The 20,152-nt window shown below is 44.9% G+C and carries 8 protein-coding genes; all 8 read left to right on the top strand.

The window, feature by feature from the left end; genetic code table 11:
• Positions 1 to 346 precede the first annotated feature (346 nt).
• The 8 genes from V7K32_RS16690 (at position 347) to V7K32_RS16655 (ending at position 20,107) form a co-directional block, all read left to right on the top strand.
• Positions 347 to 2,893 carry a beta strand repeat-containing protein gene (locus V7K32_RS16690; RefSeq protein ID WP_334994949.1) on the top strand — a complete coding sequence of 849 codons (2,547 nt, stop codon included), beginning with the start codon at positions 347 to 349 and terminating at the stop codon, positions 2,891 to 2,893.
• A 214-nt stretch (positions 2,894 to 3,107) separates the two neighbouring features.
• A complete protein-coding gene (locus V7K32_RS16685; RefSeq protein ID WP_334994948.1) occupies positions 3,108 to 3,668 on the top strand; it encodes a hypothetical protein in 561 nt (186 codons plus the stop codon).
• Positions 3,669 to 3,883: 215 nt separating this feature from the next.
• Positions 3,884 to 5,437: a hypothetical protein gene (locus V7K32_RS16680; RefSeq protein WP_334994947.1), complete on the top strand. Its 1,554-nt coding sequence runs from the start codon at positions 3,884 to 3,886 to the stop codon at positions 5,435 to 5,437.
• On the top strand, positions 5,434 to 9,516 hold the full coding sequence (locus tag V7K32_RS16675) for a TonB-dependent receptor (RefSeq protein ID WP_334994946.1): 4,083 nt from the start codon (positions 5,434 to 5,436) through the stop codon (positions 9,514 to 9,516). Before V7K32_RS16680 ends, V7K32_RS16675 begins: the two co-directional genes overlap by 4 nt.
• Before the next feature lie 145 nt (positions 9,517 to 9,661).
• Positions 9,662 to 9,994, top strand: a complete 333-nt coding sequence (locus V7K32_RS16670) for a hypothetical protein (RefSeq protein WP_334994945.1) — start codon at positions 9,662 to 9,664, stop codon at positions 9,992 to 9,994.
• A 294-nt stretch (positions 9,995 to 10,288) separates the two neighbouring features.
• Positions 10,289 to 15,031, top strand: a complete 4,743-nt coding sequence (locus tag V7K32_RS16665; protein WP_334994944.1) for a DUF4347 domain-containing protein — start codon at positions 10,289 to 10,291, stop codon at positions 15,029 to 15,031.
• 104 nt (positions 15,032 to 15,135) lie between these two features.
• Entirely contained in the window at positions 15,136 to 17,871 is a 2,736-nt protein-coding gene (locus tag V7K32_RS16660; protein WP_334994943.1) for a beta strand repeat-containing protein, read from the top strand.
• Positions 17,872 to 17,971: 100 nt separating this feature from the next.
• Positions 17,972 to 20,107, top strand: a complete 2,136-nt coding sequence (locus V7K32_RS16655; protein WP_334994942.1) for a hypothetical protein — start codon at positions 17,972 to 17,974, stop codon at positions 20,105 to 20,107.
• Positions 20,108 to 20,152: the final 45 nt, after the last annotated feature.

The raw sequence follows: 20,152 nt of genomic DNA, 5'->3' as shown, positions 1-20,152 counted from the left end.
TTCATCGTTAAAGAAGTTAGTTATTTATACGGAAGACTTATTTTGCGGCCAAAGTTACATTGCTACTTACATGGATGATTCAGCAGGACACAGTGGTAAGTTAGGCATATTTGCGATCGCTAGCCTTGACCATCAAAGGTAAGTATCAGACAGGTAGGCAAGTTATTTCTGCGTATTGCCTCAATCTAGTTTTTTAGGAGTGTCAATAAGTTAACTCCTTAGATAGCCATCTCGGAAACATTAGGGTTTTAGGCAGGTCTAGCCGGTAGTTCTTTAAGGAATTGCCGAACTTGATCCTGTCTCAAGAGCCAAGATACAAGTTCAGCAAATAAACAAATCAACTTCTATGGTAAGCGCAAACAAATCTCTCAACAAGCAGCGTCAGCGTTATCAATCTTTAGTAGCAACAGCGCTATTAACTGGTAGCCTTTTCCAATTTATTGCACCTGCACTAGCTGACGGTACAGCTGGGGGTCAATCCATCAGCAACACAGCAACTGCTACCTACGAAGATCCCAACACCCCAGGGACAAGTATCAATGCTACTTCTAACACTGTAACTGTAACCGTTGCAGAAGTTGCTGGTATCACCGTTACAGCGTCAGGTGTTACAGATAATAATGGTGGCACTGTTGCAGTTAACGATTTATTAACTTACACCTACACCCTCACAAACGTAGGTAACGACCCCACCAAATTCCATATTCCTAACCAAGCAACAACAACCGGTCCTGGTACCGTTTCTGGTGTTCTTCCTGCTGATAAAACTGGTGCTGTACCCGCTAGTGGCACACTGCAATACAGTACCGATGGTGGTGCAACTTGGACAAACGTAGCAGCAGGTGGTGTAGATACACCCTCAATTCCGGTTAGCGGTACTGTATTGGTACGTGTACCAGTCACCGTACAGGCTGGCGCTGTATCCGGTGATATAGTTAAAGTCACCCTTGGTAACACTCCTGGTGATGCTCAAAACCAACTACGGAGTCCCGATGGTGGTGACGTTTATACCGTAGATAACGCTGATGGAAGTCCTGGAGAAGTTGCAGGCGCACCAATTAACGGTACACGAGAAGCTAGTATTACTCAGCAAATTTTAGTAGGCAATACAGTTAAAACCGTTGCTTTAGCCACAATACTCAAAACTCGGACAGCCTACAGTGCTGGCGATGCGACTGTACTCAATGATGATCTATTGACCTATGGTTTAAGCTTGCGAGTTGAGAGCAGTGACGTAACCAATACCGGATTAACACCCGCAGCTTTAGCTGGTACAACTATTAAGGTAGATGGTGCTTCAGTTACTCGCATCTTAGTTTCTGATGCACTTCCAGCATCCACGACTCTTAATGCAACTCCAACCGCACCTCCAGGGTGGATAGTAGTTTACACTATTGACGATCCTGCAACTATAACTGCCGATAATGCTCAGTGGACCACTACAGCACCTGGAACACTAAGCACTGTAAAACGGGTTGGTTTTATTAACAATCCTGCCTCTATTTCTACAGTTGCGACTGGCACAACCCTTACAGGCTTTACAGTGCAAGTAAAGACCACTGGAATCACAGCAACGACACCGACAAATGTCAACAACGTCGCTCAAGTCTTCGGTAAAACTGCTGGTAATCCAGCTAGCGCCCTAATCGTTGACGATTCAGGTGACCAAAACCCAGGTAACTTTAACGCCGCGACTGGAACCTTTACTACTACACCTGACTCTGGTTATTATCCCGGAACAGTCCCCGCCGCTCAAACTGACACAGGTAATAACAACCAAGGTACTAACTCTATAACAGGGGATGTCAACGTTTATACCGTTTCAGTCGCCCAGTCGAACTCAATTTTAAACGGACCTAATAGTGCGCCTGATGCTACTGGCCCATCTGGTTTAACCAACGATGACTTCACCAACAAATCTTCTTTTGTTGCTCCTAACACCGCACCTGGTAGTACAGTTGATCCCCAATCAGTTGGTTTCACTAACACGATTAAGAATAACGGCACTAGCCCTAACGACATCACAATAGTGCCAACCCCACCAGCATCTAAGACAGATTTGCCAAATAATACAAAGGTGACTGTTACCTATAACAGTGTATCTGCTGTTTATAATTACGATAGTGCTACTGGTGCTTTTACCCTAACAAGCGGTACAGCAGTTAAAGTCCTTGCTGTTGCTCCTGGGGCTAGTGTTAATTATGGTGTAGAAGTTGACCTACCTGCTGGTACGAAACTATCGACTGATACTGGCAAAGGTTTCCCACTATCCGTTGCTGCCTTGATTGATACTAATGGTAATGGTGTCGTTGATACTGGTGAAGTTAACAACATCTCCATCGATCGCGTCTACACTGGCTTCTTACAACTGGTGAAGGTGTCACGAGTTTTACAAGGAACAGGTCCTGCGGTTGGTGCCGGTCAAGGTGATTTTGAGTCTACACCGGCTTACACAAATCCTGTTACCAACACTGTTGTTGATCCAAATCCAGCAGTTACTGATGTAGCTAGAAATCCTGCACCAGGAAACATTATTGAGTACCAAATTCGGTACAAAAATATTTCTGATGCTCAAGCTGGAACCGGTAACGTGATTTTGAATGCTGACAAAGTTGTGATTACTGAAGATGGTACATTAGGTTCAGGCGGCAACAACTGGGCGCTAGACAACGATAACAACACTCAAATTGATACTAGCAACATTGTAGGTTCAGCAAAAGATTCTGGAGCTTCAACCATTCAATTCTTCAGTGGTAAGCCAGCTACTACCCCTGGTACCGACCAAACCGGAACCACGGTTAGCACAGATGTCAGCAAGTATGTAAATACCGCTACTGGACAAGTAGCACCAGGTATTCAAAGAACATTTACCTTCCAACGCAAGGTTAACTAGATAGTTTAGACATGTCTTGAACAAAAATGTAGAGACGCGAAATTTCGCGTCTCTACATTAGACAAACGCGAAATTGCACTGGGCTACGCTAACGCCTCTCTACAAGAGAATTTTTTTAACCCGAAAGTGCCAACTACAAAATGATTGTTCCCAGCAAAAACAGGGAAAGATAAGTCAGTAATCGACATTGTGAAAATTTTTTGAGGTTATCAACATGAAACGTCTTTCTTTTGCAAGTTTAGGAGCGATCGCACTTATTGCTACAGTGCCATTTGTGAGTCAAGTGCCAGGAGCCGCTTCTCTATGGCATTCTACAAGTGCGATTGCTCAAAATGCCAATCAAGGGCAAGTACAGTTACACTTGGATGCTGACAAGCAGGTAGTAGCACAGGATCAGCATGGTAAGCAAAGCAAAACATGGCAGCCTTTGAAAGGTCAAGCCGTGGTGCAACCAGGTGATGTGTTGCGTTACACCTTAACTGGTGAAAATAAGAGCGATCGCGCCGTAAAAAATCTGATTCTCAATCAACCAATTCCGCAAAAAATGATGTATGTGCTGAAATCAACCACCATCACCACTAATGCCAAAATAACCTATAGCATCGATGGCGGAAAAACTTTTGTGGAAAATCCCACTATTAAAGTTACTCTTCCTGACGGCAAAGTAGAAACTAAACCAGCACCAGCAACTGCTTACACCAATATCCGTTTACAGCTTCCCTCACTTGCAGCAAAAACTCTAGTCAAAGCAACTTATCAAACCCAAGTGCGCTGATTTAGATACACACATCTAAAAGTTTTGCCAATTCGTAATTCGTAATCGGGTTTTTAATTACGAATTACGAATTACGAATTACGTTAGTCCAACAATAACAAATTGGTCTATTTTAAGCTGCTAAAAATTAATTGATAAAAATCCTATTAAAACTTTTAGATTTTCATAAATACGACAAGTATCTAAATTAACAAATATGTGGCATTTCAAAGGAGATGTGTTCAGTGATCCTTCCCAATAAAAAAACACAAATCCCTTTTAGGACTAGCTGGTATCGACGGTTAACGGCTACTGTTCTCTTAGCAAGTGTTTTGCATACTCCTATCCCTATATCAGTAAGAGCGCAACAAGCTAACGATTCGGTTCAATCTATCCCAATAATAAATCAAGCTGCATATAGTTATACAGATCCTGCTAATAGTAATAAATATCAAGGACTATCTAATCCGATTACCCTGAGTCCTAAACCATTAGTTGATCCATTAGGCCGGATATTAGGTTGCGGCGGCCAAATTTTATCTGATTACACTGGTTATTCGGTAGGCTTATATGAACCGAATCCTAGCGATCCAACGGGAACAGAATTAGGTAAGTTAGTTCCTCTAACTCGCACAGAATTACCTGATATTCCTAATAATCAAGTTCCTGGTGGTAAAGCACCAAATATCGAGAATAGTAATCCCTATTTTATAAAAAATAGCAACCCACAAGGTACTTATAACTTTTTATTAGATCCAGAAAAAGGACAATTAGATCCAGGTAAGACTTATATTTTTGTAGTCAATCCACCGCCGAATAATATTTACAGACAACGGCGGGTCAAGATTGAAATTGTTGGTAGCACAGGTACTCAAGGTAACGGCGTAGTGCGCTATATCGCTTCTTCCTTAGATGGTCAACCAATCAGCTTAACAGGTGAGACTAGGGTAGAAAGCACAGTTGTTTTAGTTGCCAATGCAGAACTACAAGGGCTGGACTTATTAGCTTTTCAATTCACGACAAATATGTGTCAACCAAATCAGGTGCAGATTGTCAAAACAGGCGATCGCGCTGCTGCTGAACCTGGAGATACAGTAATCTACCGGATTTCAGTAAAAAATCTCGCTGATGTTGGTTTGAATAATATATTTGTCACCGACAACTTACCTTTAGGGTTCCAGTTCTTAGCTAAATCTGTGCGGGGAGAATTGAATGGTAATTCAGTTGCTATCACCTCACAACGGAATGGAAACACGGTGACATTCCGTACTGATGTAACAGTTCCTACAGAACAAAGCCTAAATATTGCTTACGGCGCTCAATTAACAGCCGATGCTGTGCGCGGTACTGGACGTAATAGTGCGATCGCTAACGCCCAACGAGCCGACAACGGTTTTAGTACTAAGGATGGGCCAGCAACACACCTGTTAAAAATTAACCCAGGAATTGTTTCTGATTGTGGCACCATCATCGGCCGCGTCTTTATTGATAAAAACTTTGACGGTGAACAACAACGGGGTGAGCCTGGAGTCCCCAATGCAGTGATTTATATGGAAGACGGGAACCGCGTCACCACAGATCCTAATGGTTTGTTCTCCTTAGCTAATGTCTTACCAGGAAACCACACGGGTGTACTAGACCTCAGCAGTCTCCCCGGTTACACCTTAGCCCCCAACAAAAAATTCCGCGAACGGAATAGCCAATCGCGTCTAGTGCGTTTAGAGCCTGGTGGCTTAGTACGCATGAATTTCGCTGTCACCCCCGCCTTCCAGGAGCCAGTCAAGAAATGAAACCCAGACTGCACTATGCAATTATTTTCAACCTAAAGATGATGGGGGCGATGCCGATATTAGCTCTAAGCCTCATTTTGTATCCTGCCATAGTTAAGGCAGAACCTACAAGTGAAAACCTCTTCTTCTCCGATTCCCCTTCACAAACAAACAAGGGTGTTGAAAACATTAATTTTTCACAGGATCTGAAAAACATCTCACCTTTTAGGGGAGAGGCTTTGAATTATCCCCCAACGCTAGAAGGGAAGGCGGCTGGGGGATTAGGTTTAGCTGTTCAAGCGGATCAGAATAAAACACTTGAAAAAAGTATCGATTCAAATTCGGCAGAATTTTCCTCAACCTCTCTAGTACCTAGCACTGATACTTCAAGCCTAAATGTTCAACCAACCGAAAGGGAAATACAACCATTTCAACCAGCAACTTCTGTAGGTTTACCTAGAGGCTTACGCAAAATAGCCGGAATCGAGGAAAAGACAGAAATAAAAGCATTTCAACCAGCAACTTCTGTTGATTTACCCAGAGGCTTACGCAAAATAGTCGGCATCAACAACGACGAGCCTAAATACACCGAAACGGACCTACAAGCTTCTCCAACAGAAATACAAGCGTTTCAACCAGCAACTTCTGTTGATTTGCCTAGAGGCTTACGCAAAATAGCCGGAGTGGCTGAGGATGTAAAAAAGCCAGAACCTGGGAACAACAAGATACAGGGACAAGTGGTAAATGAAAATCCTCCCGTGTCCCCCACTCTCCCCGTTTCCACAGCAATTAAAATTCTGGGTCCGACACCTAACAGTGTTGTAGATGTGCCAGCCACTTCAGTGATTGTGCAATTTCCTTCTGGTACTCAGGTGGAATTGCGGGTTAATGGCGTGTTGGTAGACCGTTCTTTAGTTGGACGGACAGAAACTGATAGCGCTACCAACTTAGTAACGCAGACGTGGTATGGTGTCTCCTTAAAAGAAGGTAATAATACCATCTCTGCCCAAGCAACGGGGGGAACACAAGCGCCTGTAACAGTGCAAGTTGCAGTCCGGGGAGCGCCGGAGCGACTAACTTTAGAAACAGTTGAGTCTCGTATCCCGGCGGATGGACGTTCTACGGCGACAATTAGGGGTAAACTGCTTGATGCAGGTGGTAATCGCTCTAATCGTGATGCTGTTGTCACTTTGATACCAAGTGCTGGGGAGTTTGTTGGCAAAGATTTCAAGCCAGATGAACCCGGATTTCAGGTGGAGGCGAAGGGGGGAGAATTTACGGCGATTTTACGATCGCAACTAAAAGCCGAAACTGTCACAATTCGAGCGATCGCTAATGACTTAGAAGGCTTTACCCAACTACAATTTGAAACTGCACTACGTCCGAGTTTGGTAACTGGTGTAGTGGATTTACGTTTAGGCGCTAGAGGTACAGATTATTACGGCAGTTTCCGTGATTTCCTCCCCACGAATAAAGACAACGGAACACAATTAGATTTCCATTCAGCAGTATTTGCCACTGGTGCGATCGGGGAGTGGTTGTTTACAGGTGCATATAACAGTTCTCGCAGCCTCAATGAAGATTGCAACTGTGATAATCGTCTGTTTAGAACTTACCAATTTAATGAGAAAAACTATCCTGTCTATGGCGATAGTTCAAGAGTTGATGTCATTACTCCTTCCATTGACAGCGTATTTCTGCGGTTTGAGCGGTCAACTGGTATCCCTGGCGCTGATCCTGATTATGCCATGTGGGGTGACTACAACACCGAAGAATTTGCGCGGCGATCGCAGCAATTTACTTCTATCACCCGTCAACTCCACGGCTTTAAAGCTAACTACAACTTCGGAAACCTGCAAATTACAGGTTTATATGGCAACCATTTAGAAGGGTTTCAACGGGATACCATTCCTCCCGATGGCACTAGCGGTTATTATTTCCTCTCTCGCAGAATACTACAACCAGGTAGCGAAAATGTCTTTATCGAGTTAGAAGAACTCAATCGCCCTGGAACTGTATTACAACGCAAACAGCTTAACCTCGGCTCAGATTACGATATTGATTACGATCGCGGTACTTTATTATTCCACGAACCCATTCTTCGCACCGATATTGATGAAGCCGGACAAGTATTGGTACGACGGATTGTTGTTACCTATCAATATGACGACCAAAAATCTGATAGCAATATCTATGCGGCTCGTTTGCAATATAACCTTTCCCGTAAACTTAACTCCGAAAGTTGGATAGGTACAACTTTCGTTCAAGAAAATCAGGGAGTGCGTGACTTTCAACTCTACGGTGCAGATGCGCTGATTTCTTTGGGCGCTCAAGCTAAATTAATCGCAGAATATGCCCATTCTAGTAACAACTCTGATGTGGTGGGGAAGGTTCGCGGTCAAGCCTATCGGTTGGAAGCTGACGGACAAATTGCTAACGGGATTCAAGGCCGCGCCTACTATAACTTTGCAGATACTGGTTTTGCTAATAATGCCACCATCAGCTTTGTCCCCGGCCAAAGTCGTTATGGAGCGCAGGTTACAGCTAAAGTTGCCGCAAACACTAACGTCAGAGTGCAATATGACCATGAAGATAATTTTGGCATTGCTCCCCAACCCCTAGATACCTTTGAAGAACTATTTTCACCGCGTTCTGAAGCAGTACCTGGGAGTAAAGTTGATAACTCTCTGACAACGATTTCCGCCGGGATTGAACAACGCTTAGGTAGCGCTACTTTGGGTGTGGATTGGATTCATCGGAATCGGGAAGACCGCATCCCCGACAGCGCCTTGAGTAGTAATTCCGATCAATTGCGATCGCGTTTTACAGTTCCCATTGCTAAAAACCTGACTTTCCAAGCCCAAAATGAACTAAGTTTATCTTCCCAAAAAGATACGGTTTACCCAGATAGGACTATTTTAGGGTTGAATTGGGCTGCAATTCCTGGTGTCAATATCAGTCTCGCCCAACAGTTTTACAATGGCGGTCAAAATGCGGGTAATTCTATCACCAGCTTGAGTGTCAACGGTGAACGCAAACTCGGAGCGGATACTACCTTGACCGGTCGTTACTCAATTTTGGGTGGTGCAAATGAAATGACTACCCAAGGAGCGATAGGTTTAAATAATCATTGGACTATTGCTTCAGGATTGCGGCTAAACCTCGCCTACGAACACATATTCGGCAACTTCTTTGGACGAACTGCGGCGGGTCAACAATATGCCCAACCTTACGCCTTTGGTCAATCGGCATCATCCATCGGTACTGATAGTGGTGATAACTACAGCGCTGGGTTGGAATACTCTGATAATCCGCAGTTTCAAGCCAGCGCTCGTTACGAACATCGTTCCTCTTCTGGTGGTACTAATACAGTAATTAGCGCCGGGGTTACGGGTAAAATTTCTCCCTCCCTCACAGCCTTAGCACGTTATCAACAAGCCGGTTCTTCTAATCAAAAGCTTTCAGGATTGGGAGATACAACTAATCTGAAATTGGGTTTAGCTTACCGCGACCCCAATAGCGATAAATTTAATGCCTTATTACGTTATGAATATCGCAAAAATCCATCAACTATTCCTGACACGATTCTTTTAGGTAGTGGTACAGGTTCCGAAGACCATACCTTTGCTTTAGAAGCGATTTATGCCCCTAACTGGCAATGGGAATTCTACGGTAAGTATGCACTACGTAACAGCACTTCTTATATAGCCAGTGATTTAGCTGGTACTAGCATGGTGAATTTAGCCCAATTCCGGGCAACATATCGCTTGGGATATAGCTGGGATTTGGTGGGTGAAGCTCGTGTAATTAGTCAGTCTAGCTACACCGAAACAGGCTTTGTTGTGGAAACGGGTTATTATCTCACACCTAACCTGCGCGTTGCTGCTGGTTACGTCTTTGGTAAAGTCGATGACCGAGATTTTTCAGGTACACGTTCTGCGGGAGGTGCATATTTGGGTATCAGCGTCAAACTCAACGAATTGTTTGATGGTTTTGGACAGCAAAAAATTGCTCCACCTCAACACCAGAAGTCTACAGCGCAAACTTTGGTTAATAAACTCAAGGCTGCAATGAAGGAGGTAAAAAAGCTTGAAATATAAAACGGTTATTTGTAGAGACGCGAAATTTCGCGTCTCTACATTGGGGTTATTTGTAGAGACGCGAAATAATGTAGGGGACTTCCAACAAATAAATTACCCAATCTTGTGGGGTGGGCATCTTGCCCGCCTTTGTATATGGGCGCTCATGTTGCCCACCCCACAAGAAGTAGTTGAGTATTTTTTTATTTGGAAGTCCCTAGAGACGCGAAATTTCGCGTCTCTACAACAACCGGTGGATGAATCAAATAAATTTGGACCCTTAAAATCAGGTTCATTACAAGCAATCATTCATGCGTACAAATCTGCTGTAACCCGTTGGTGTCGGAAAAACGGTTTTGAAGATTTTGCATGGCGATCCCGGTTTTACGATCGCATCATTCGTGCTGATGGTTCTTTAAACACGATTCGAGAATACATCATTAATAATCCCCCCAAATGGGAACATGAAAAAAATAATTCTGCAAATTTATGGATGTAGAGACGCGATATATCGCGTCTATGTCCGTTTATAGCATTTTTACAAATATAAAAAATAGATAAATTTTCAGTATTTTTACGTAAGAAATTATTGGATTAAATGGGAATAATCATTTAGTCAATCTTAAAACTTTATCCGGCACAACTATATTCTAGGTAATACCATTGGCTCAAACTCATAGCCATTAGACTAAATCTAAAATTGCTTCAAAGCCTTATCCCAACTAGCTAATACTTACTACCTAAACGTAATTATGATTTTCAACGCCGACCTATTTAACTAAATATTATATTTATGAAATCCTTTATTCATTATTTCAACCAACTCGAACGCCCGACTTTTCGTAAACAACATAAGTTATTGAGTTCGCTACTGTTAACTGGAATTATTACTGGCACCTCTATCCCCTGGTCACTTGTTTCCCCAGCGATCGCTACCTCTGTTAAACGTGAGTCTAATGTGAAGCAAACTTCAATGCTCAAGCCAACAAAGAGCAGAATAAAGGCTCAACAGAAGTCAGGGCTAGAAATTATCTTTGTTGATCCCGTTGTCCGGGATATCGAAGCTTATCTTCCTAAGCGATCAAGTAATCGGGTTGTGTATGAGTTGCACAGCAAGAACCCATTGGCAGAAATGGCGCAGGTATTGCGGAGCTATCATAATGTCAAGGCAATCCATATCATTTCCCACGGGCAAACGGGGCAATTGATCTTAGCAGGGCATCACTACGATGCGGCCACGTTAAAAAACTATCAGTCGGAACTCAAGGTAATTGGTCAAGCCTTGCGACCAGGCGGGGATATTTTGATCTATGGTTGCAACATTGGTAAAACGCCTAGACTGATCGCCACCCTCGCGCAATTGACCGGAGCAGACATTGCAGCTTCCAATAACCCGACGGGCGACACTGCACAGGGTGGTGACTGGCGGCTGGAAGTAGCTACGGGTGCTATTGAAACGGCTGCGATCGCCGTTCCACAGTGGCAGGGCTTGCTGTGGACACCGGCTACTCCGGATTCAACAGTTGGTTGGTTTGGTGATACTCCGGCCCTGACCCCCAATGCCACGATATTGACTTCAGGCCGCTTTAGCAGTGCCGGACCAAACATCGGCGCAACCGGTCATACCTTCAGCATGGTTGCAACTACGTCCCCAAATGCTTCAGTGCAAAAACTGCAAAATGTTACAGCCACGACCTTTGCCCAAGCCGTAACCAACAATGACTATATTTACTCGGATCTAACTGTTGGCAGCACAGGTCTGCGGGTTTCTGGGCTCCGAATCAATCAGGTCAGAAGTGCTTATAACACTTCGTCCACGGCTCGGGTGGGATTCGCCATCGTAGACACGGTTACTGGCACAGAGACGGTCTACAATAGTAGTGGTTTACTTATCCAAGGGACAACAAATGGGGTCGCTATCCCTCTAAGTTCCGACCCCCAGCTACTGCCCAATCGCACCTATCGGATCAAATTCTACTTGTGGAATTGCGGAGCAAATACTTGCTACATCGATAACCCAGCCTTCGACACACAACTCAATGAATCTCCCACTGCCAATAATGTCACTGCGACTTCACAAGCTAATCCAGGTGGCACGAACGCAGTGCAGGTGCCGGCACTGAATGGCACTGACGTGGAAGATGTCACATTAGGAACGGGGGCATCGTTCCGAATTGTGACGTTGCCGACGAATGGAACTCTGAAGTACAACAATGTGGCGGTGACAGCCAATCAAGTCATCTCCGGCTACGATCCCACCCTGTTGACCCTCGACCCTACAGCCACGGGCGCAGATACGGTCAACTTTACTTATACCGCGATCGATTCATTGACAGCGGAATCCAGTGCGGCAACAGTAACAATGCCATTCGCTGCCGTTGACTATGGTGATGCCCCTGACTCCTATGGCACGCTGTTAGCGAGTAACGGCGCAAGGCATACAATCACTGGACTTTACCTGGGGGCTGGGGTGAGTGCTGATAGCGATGGGCAACCAAACGCCACCGCAACAGGTGATACCAATGATGATGGGGTTACTTTTAGCCCAACTTTGGGTGCAAATTACAGCACTTTGGTACAAGCAGGTGTTAGCAATCAGGTTAAGGTAGTATCTTCTGGTTCCGGCTATGTAAATGCCTGGATAGATTATAACCATAATGGTGTATTTGATGCTGGAGAACAAATTCTCACCAATCAGGCGGTGGTGGCAGGCACGAATACCCTCACCTTCACACCAGACAATAGACAATTACACGGTTCTACTTTTGCACGTTTTCGGCTGAGTCCGACTTCGATTGGGTCCCCCTCTCCCGTGGGATTGATATCGGGTGGAGAGGTCGAAGACTACCAAGTTTATGTTGCTGCACCTGTCCCGGATGGAGCCGCTTGTGCCACAACAGGACTTTTGAATGGCGGTTTTGAGAACCCAACTCAGGGCGCAAATTCATTTAATCAGTTGGCTAAAGACTTTGTTCCTGGATGGAATACAAACGCAACAGATCAGAAAATTGAAATCTGGAGTACACCTTTTCAAGGCGTAACTGCCTACTTAGGTAATCAATTTGCGGAAATTAATGCAACCCAAGTAGCTAGCCTCTATCAAGACATAGCGACGGTTCCAGGCTCGACATTAACGTTTCAATTTGCACACCGGGCGCGACGACTCCCAACAACCGGGCCCCATGTTGTTGACACCACTAGTGTCAAGATTGGTGCGCCCGCGGCAACTGTGCAACAGGGCATCTACAATACAGACTCCACAGATTGGGTTGTCTATCGGGGTACTTATCAAGTACCCGCAAATCAATATATTACTCGGTTTGAGTTTAACTCTATCTCCTCTGGTAGTGGGTCTCCTAGCGTTGGCAATTTTGTGGATGATGTAAATTTTTCGGTAAACGGTTGTGTCCCCTCCATCTCGCCACCGACGATCGATTTGGATGGTAATAACAGCACTGCAACGGGCAACAACTATCAAAATACTTTTACTGTGGGTGGGGCGGCGGTGGCAGCAGCCGATACCGATGTGGTGATTACTGACGACAAAACTAATATAACTCGCGCGATTATTCAGCTTACCACCACACCCGATGGGACAAATGAAAGTTTAACCATTGACCCGACGGCAGGGGGGACTGTTACAGGGGTTACAGTAGACTTACCTTATGATTCGACAGTAGGCATATCTACAACAGGTCGTCTAACCCTCAAGGGTAGTGCAACCCTCGCTGATTACCAAAAAGTGCTTGCAACACTCAAGTATAGTAATACCAAAGCATCGCCGACGATGAGCGATCGCATTATTAATGTGCAAGTAATTGATAGTGACAAAGCGAGCAGCAACACCGCTATTAGCACTATTAAGATCGCCAATCCTGTCACTATTTCTGGAACGGTGTTTAGCGATGCTGATGCAGACGTGACCATCAACGGCAGCGATGCGGGAACAAATGCGGGGTCAGCAAACCTGACCATTTATGCCCTCGATACTGCTGGCAAAGTACTATCTAAAGCCACTGTTGCGGCTAATGGAACCTACAGTTTGACCAACATCCCGGCAAATTCCAGTGTGACACTACGGTTATCAAATGATAATAGTGTGGCAATTGGGGCAACCGCACCCACAGCCTCTACCATTCCCAGTGGTTGGTATTATACGGGCGAAAACAAAAATGGCACAGTCGATGGGACGATCGCTACCCTCGGTAACATTGCCCTGACCACGACTACAAGCAATCTTACCAATGAAAACTTTGGTATTCGTCAAGCTTATACCATTGCAGCAGACGCCGCCCCAACCACCTGTAACCCAGACTACAGAACTGCGTTGAACACAGGTGTTACTGCAGCGGGCGGGCAGGTAGCGGTGGGAGCAAATGACTTAAACTGGACTGCTGAGTGGATTGCTGGCCCTGCTAGCGGCATTGGAACACCTTATGCCCCGCCGCGCCCAGTGGGGGTAATGCCTGCGGTAGTGGTTGGCAACCTCGCCCCTGGTGCTTGGATAAATGAACCAGCCAATGCTCGGTGGATTAGCTATCCGTTCCGTTTATCAGCGAATAATAATGGAGATCATCGTGATGCTGATTTAGATGGAAAGATTGGGGAAGATGGTAGTGCTATTGCGATCGTTGGCACTTCTGACGCGGTGCGACTGAAGTTCACATCGAATCTGACTTTACCCAGCAATGCCAATACGATCGCAATTTCCTTGCCCATTGGCGTCTCAATGGACAACCAATTTCTCAGCGTAAAGGTGAATGGGGTCGAAAACCTTGTCCCAACTCCATCGCCAAACTCACAAGCTCAGGACTATAAATCACTCCAAAACGTTAACATGACCAAGGGTTGGCAGGCTGGGGTGAACACCATTGAAATCGTCATGGATTCGGGACCAAACCTGGCTGGTTTCTTTCTGGGCGTTCAAGCTAGCAGTACTCAAGTTTGTGGCAAGTCGAATGTTGTCTTAGTGAAACGCATTACCGCAATTAATGGGGTTAACACAATTAATCCTAGCGATAACACTACCCATCTTGACCAAGTTCTCGATAATCCCGCTACTCCAAATGATGATCCGGGTGTGAACTGGCCATCTGGTTATTTAGTTGGGGCTTTCAATGCTGGCAAAATCAAGCCAGGTGATGTGTTGGAGTACACAGTATATTTTCTCAATGCTAAAGGTGCTAATGCCAATACGGTGAAAATATGCGATCGCATTATTGGCAGCCAAACTTATAAAACTGCTTCCCTAGAAATCCGCTTGGGGAATGCCACTAGTAGTATCTCACTCTCAGATGCCGCAGATCCTGCAACTGATCGAGGTCAATTTTACCCTAGTAGTGCTTCTGCTCCGGCTGCTTGTAATTTAATTACTCCTGCTGCTGGTGTAGCCGATAACGGTACTTGGGCAGTAGATGTTACGGGTACGGGTAGTTCGGCACAGCCCGACTTTACAACGATGCCGAGTGCAACTGCACCCGGTACACCGACTACTTCCTACGGGTTTATCCGCTTTAAAACCATTGTCAATCCCTAATCTTTGATTACCCAAACATCAACCTTGATTTTGAGGATTTTATGGTTTTTAGGTATTTTCATTGATTAGTCTCGACACACTTATATTTACTGCTACTTAAACCTATGCCTCGCCATAACTTTACCGGGAAACACACTTATCGATCGCTACTAATTGGTGCCCTTTTATTAGGCGGGAGTTCTTTAGCTGGTTTATCTGTTTTTGCTGCTAGCCCCACGCCTGGGACTGTCATTGAAAACCAAGCCACCGGTTCGTATATCGATGAATCGGATAATTCCACCCAAACATTAGTATCTGACAAAGTGACCGTAACCGTCGGTGAAGTCACAGGGATTACAGTTACACCAGCGAATACACCTAGTGCAATAAGTGGTGTTGTCGTCAATTTTGACTTTACAATTACTAACGTCGGCAACGATCCGACACAGTTCTTTATTCCTGATGCACCTTCGGCGATTACTGGGGGTACAGCTGGCACACTAAAAATTGTTGCTTATGACTCAGATGGTAGTGGACCAGCAGCAGCAGTTGACCTTACTGGTAATAATATTACTGTTCCTGCGAATGGTGCTAATACGGGGACATTGTTAAGTGCGATCGCTTCTGCGAATAACGGTTCGATTCCCGCAGGTGCGACGATTGTTGTCCGGGTTCCGGTAACAGTTACAGCAACTGGTGGACAAACTGTAAGTGTCACACTAGGTAATACTAGCGGACAACCCAGCAATAGTAATACTCCCTATATTCTGGGAGCAAATGGAACTGGAAGTAAAGATTTATATACTGTTGACAACGCTGATGGTGTTTCTGGTGAATCAGCAGGTGTACCGATTAATGGAGATGCGACAAATCACCGCCAAGAAGCCAGTGCAATCCAGACTGTGACAGCTGTCAATCCAATCAATATTTCCGGGACAATTTACCGGGATAACGATCGCAGTAGTACGAACAATAGTGAGCCTGGGATTGGTAATATCACTGTCATTCTCTACCAAGATAATGACAATAATCGTGAACTTAGTCCCAGTGAAATCATCCAGCAAGTAACAACTCTCGCTGACGGGAGTTATCAATTCACTAACGTACCTGCTGGAACTTACAAAATCAAAGTAGACATTGCTGATCCAGATGTGCCTGTGGGATACACGCTTGGTACTACTGATAATTTGCCAGTCACGGTTAATACTACCAGTATCACCGGAAAAGATTTTGGCTTTTATCCAGCTTTAACCTGTGAATGGGAAGCTCAAATCTACAGTGGTCATTACCCTATTCCCGGTGCAGCTTATGCAAAAGATACGCAATCTGTTGGTCTATTTGGTACAGGTGGATTACCAACGCTCCGTGGCACTGCAAAATTTGGAGCGGAAAAGTCTACATTTACTTTTAACGATCAATCCATTAGCCAAACTGCCCATCCGTTAAGAACAATTATCAATGGCAGTTTTGTTTCTTCAGGCTACGTTCCCATTAACGGAGACTATATCTCAACACAGACTAATTTTGGCCAACCCAGTTGGGTAATCGTGTTTAAGCGGCAAGCGATCGCCAAAGGTCGAGTTACCTTGGGGCAAGCAGGGGCTTACATTGATGATGCTATGGAAATTTATATTAATGGAGTGCGGGTTGCAAATCCAATTCTAACTTATAATACTAGCTTACCAGCAAACAAAGTATCTACGGTTTCGGTCAATGCTGGCGATATCGTTGAGATTCGCTTATCGAACTATGACAATGTTGGTGGGTTTGTCGTCAGTACTGATTTTGCCTATGAGTTCGGTGATGCACCAAGCAGTTATGGTGAAGTTTCTCAAGCACCGAGTTGTAGTAATCCCCACCTTGGCGCAACTGTAACTGGAGAAAGTAGTCAAACCTATAGTGCAAATGCAAGTGGCGATGCTGGGGATGATGGTGTTACCTTGCCTTCAAACCTAACTCCAGGAACAACTGCAACAATTATTGTTAACGCTTCAACCGCAGGTTTTCTCAATAGTTGGATTGATTTTAATCAAAATGGGGTTTTTGATAGTGGCGAACAACTCAATATAACCAACGTTACTAAAGGTACGGCTGCAACGGTTAATAATGTTCCCCTCAATGCCGGAAACAATACTTTAACCTTTACCGTACCCAGTAATGCAACCGTTGGTGGTAGCTTTGCTCGTTTCCGGTTTACGGCTAGTGCAGTTGCAACACCCAGCCCAACTGGTTCTGGGGATGCTGGAGAAGTTGAAGATTATGCTGTACCGATCGCGACAATACCTAATGTCTTGCTTGTGAAACGAATCACAGCAATTAATGGCGATCGCACCAAAAACCCTAATGACAACACACCGTTAAATGCCTTCGTTGATGATACCACCTCGCCTCGTCAAGCCGACGATAATAGCCCCAATTGGAAGCCTAATTATCTGTTAGGGGCAATTGATGCTGGCAAAGTCAAACCAGGAGACGAAATTGAATATACAATTTATTTCCTGAATGCGGGTAGTACTAATGCCAATACTGTGAAAGTGTGCGATCGCATTAGTGCTAACCAAAATTTTAAAGTCGGTGCTTATGGTACTAACAAAGATGTGCAATTGCAGCTAGGAACGAGTACAGTAGTTGACTTAACCAGTGCTAATGATGCAGGCGATCGCACTCAATTGATTAGTGCTGGTGGTACCGTTCCTACTAATTGTTATCTCAAGGCGGCTAATGATAACGGCACTTTAGTTATTGACGTTACTGGTAATACTGGACTACCGAATTTAACTACTATGCCAGGGTCAACAGGGCAGGGTTCACCCAATGATTCCTATGGGAATATCCGCTTTGTGACGAAGGTGAAGCCGTAACTTTAACTAACCTCCGCGTTGTAAAGACGTAGCAGTGCTACGTCTCTACAACCTAGGGAAGAATTTCAAATTTTCCACTATTACAAAACCAAAACTACTTATGTTCAAACATCAATTCATCGAGAAAAAGTCTAATAATCAACGCCAAAAAGACCAAAAGGGTAAATCCTACTCCCCTGTAATTATACTGTTATATCTATTTTTAAACAGTACTTTACTACAAGTCTTACCAGCATTAGCGGCTAGTCCGACACCTGGTACTGTAATTGATAACCAAGCAACTGGTAGTTTTATTGATTCTACGGATAATACTGAAAAGCAGATTGAATCTAATACAGTTAAAGTAACTGTGGCAGAAGTTACAGGGATTACGATAATATCCGCGAATACACCCAGTGCAATAACTGGTGGTACTAGCAACTTCGACTTTACAATCACTAACGTTGGGAATGACCCAACCCAGTTCTTTATTCCCGACGCTCCATCGCTGATTAGCGGCGGTACAGCAGGGACACTGAAAATTGTTGCTTATGACCCAGACGGCAGTGGACCGGCAGCCCCAGTTGACTTGACCTCCAACAACATTACTGTGCCGAGTGGGGGTCGCAGTACAGGAACATTGTTAAGTGCGATCGCTGCTGCTAACAACGGTTCGATTCCCGCCGGTGCGACGATTGTGGTGCGGGTTCCAGTGACCGTCACGGCAGCGGACGGACAGACTGTGAGTGTGACACTAGGTAATACGAGTGGACAACCCAGCAATAGCAACACTCCATATATTGTGGGTGCGAATGGAAGTGGAACCAACGATTTATACACTGTTGATAACCCCGATGGTACTTCCGGTGAATCAGCAGGGCCACCGATAAATGGCGACGCGACAAATCATCGCCAAGAAGCGAGTGCGATCCAGACGGTGACCGTAGTCAATAGTGTTGTCACAGTGACTGGAACTGTGTTTAGGGATGCTGATGGTAGTATTACCATCAATGGCAGCGATGTGGGAACCAATGCCGGATCAACTAACCTCACTATTTATGCTATCGATACTACTGGCAAAGTAGTCGATAAAGCCACAGTCGCGTCTAATGGAACTTACAGTCTGCCGAATGTCCCAGTAAGTTCCAGTGTGACGCTGCGGCTGTCTAACGACTCCACTGTAGTAATTGGGGCAACGGCTCCCACAACGCCTAGTTTGCCGACTAACTGGGTGAATACTGGTGAGAACAAAAATGGCACCACTGAAACCATTACGCCTGGTGATATTGCCATCACTACGGCGAGGATCAACATCATCAATCAAGATTTTGGGATTGAGCAACTCCCGGATACGACCAACTTAAATCCAGCGCCTCAAACCAATCCGGGTGGGACGGTAACGATTCAAGTGCCGACATTAGCGGGGACTGACCCTGAAGATGGCGCATTGGGCAGTGGTAATAAATTCAAAATTGTCACCTTACCGACCAATGGAACGCTGACTTACAATAACGTAGCCGTAACTGCGGGGCAGATCATTAGTAGCTATGACCCAACGTTATTAAAGCTTGACCCTCAAGATGGAGCAATTACCGTTAGTTTTACCTATGCGGCGATCGATGCTGCGGGCAAAGAAGATCCGACTCCTGCCACAGCGACGATACCCTTTGTCACTCGTGGCAATGTTTTATTAGTCAAACGGATTACAGCAATTAATGGCGATCGCACCAAAAACCCCAATGACAACACACCGTTAAATGCCTTCGTTGACGATACCACCTCGACTCATCAAGCCGACGATAACAGCCCCAATTGGAAGTCTAACTATCTGTTAGGGGCAATTGATGCTGGCAAAATTAAGCCAGGGGACGAGATTGAATATACAATCTATTTCCTGAATGCGGGTAGTAGTAATGCCAATACTGTGAGATTGTGCGATCGCATTAGTGACACCCAAGATTTTAAAGTCGGCGCTTATGGTACTAGCAAAGATATGCAATTGCAGCTAGGAACGAGTACAGTAGTTGATTTAACTAGTGCTAATGACGCAGGCGATCGCGCTCAATTGATTAGTGGTGCTGGTAGTGTTCCCGCTAATTGTTATCTGAAGACAGCTAATAGTAATGGCACTTTAGTTATTGATGTGACTGGTAATACTGGAGCACCGACTTTAACTACTATGCCAGGGTCAACAGGGCAAGGTACACCTAATGATTCCTATGGTTTCTTTCGCTTTGTGACGAAGGTGAAGCCCTAACTTTAACTAACCCCTAAATTGTAGAGACGCGATATATCGCGTCTC

Source organism: Nostoc sp. (assembly GCF_036917635.1).
Taxonomy (GTDB): Bacteria; Cyanobacteriota; Cyanobacteriia; order Cyanobacteriales; family Nostocaceae; genus Nostoc.
The sequence above is the reverse complement of the archived record's forward strand: the minus strand, read 5'-3'. Positions and strand labels throughout refer to the sequence as shown.

Bases quoted from the DNA above. Each gene is read 5' to 3' on its own strand.
- V7K32_RS16665 (WP_334994944.1), top strand. From the start codon at position 10,289: ATGAAATCCTTTATTCATTATTTCAACCAACTCGAACGCCCGACTTTT.
- V7K32_RS16685 (WP_334994948.1), top strand. From the start codon at position 3,108: ATGAAACGTCTTTCTTTTGCAAGTTTAGGAGCGATCGCACTTATTGCT.
- V7K32_RS16680 (WP_334994947.1), top strand. From the start codon at position 3,884: ATGTGTTCAGTGATCCTTCCCAATAAAAAAACACAAATCCCTTTTAGG.
- V7K32_RS16675 (WP_334994946.1), top strand. From the start codon at position 5,434: ATGAAACCCAGACTGCACTATGCAATTATTTTCAACCTAAAGATGATG.
- V7K32_RS16660 (WP_334994943.1), top strand. From the start codon at position 15,136: ATGCCTCGCCATAACTTTACCGGGAAACACACTTATCGATCGCTACTA.
- V7K32_RS16690 (WP_334994949.1), top strand. From the start codon at position 347: ATGGTAAGCGCAAACAAATCTCTCAACAAGCAGCGTCAGCGTTATCAA.
- V7K32_RS16655 (WP_334994942.1), top strand. From the start codon at position 17,972: ATGTTCAAACATCAATTCATCGAGAAAAAGTCTAATAATCAACGCCAA.
- V7K32_RS16670 (WP_334994945.1), top strand. From the start codon at position 9,662: ATGTTGCCCACCCCACAAGAAGTAGTTGAGTATTTTTTTATTTGGAAG.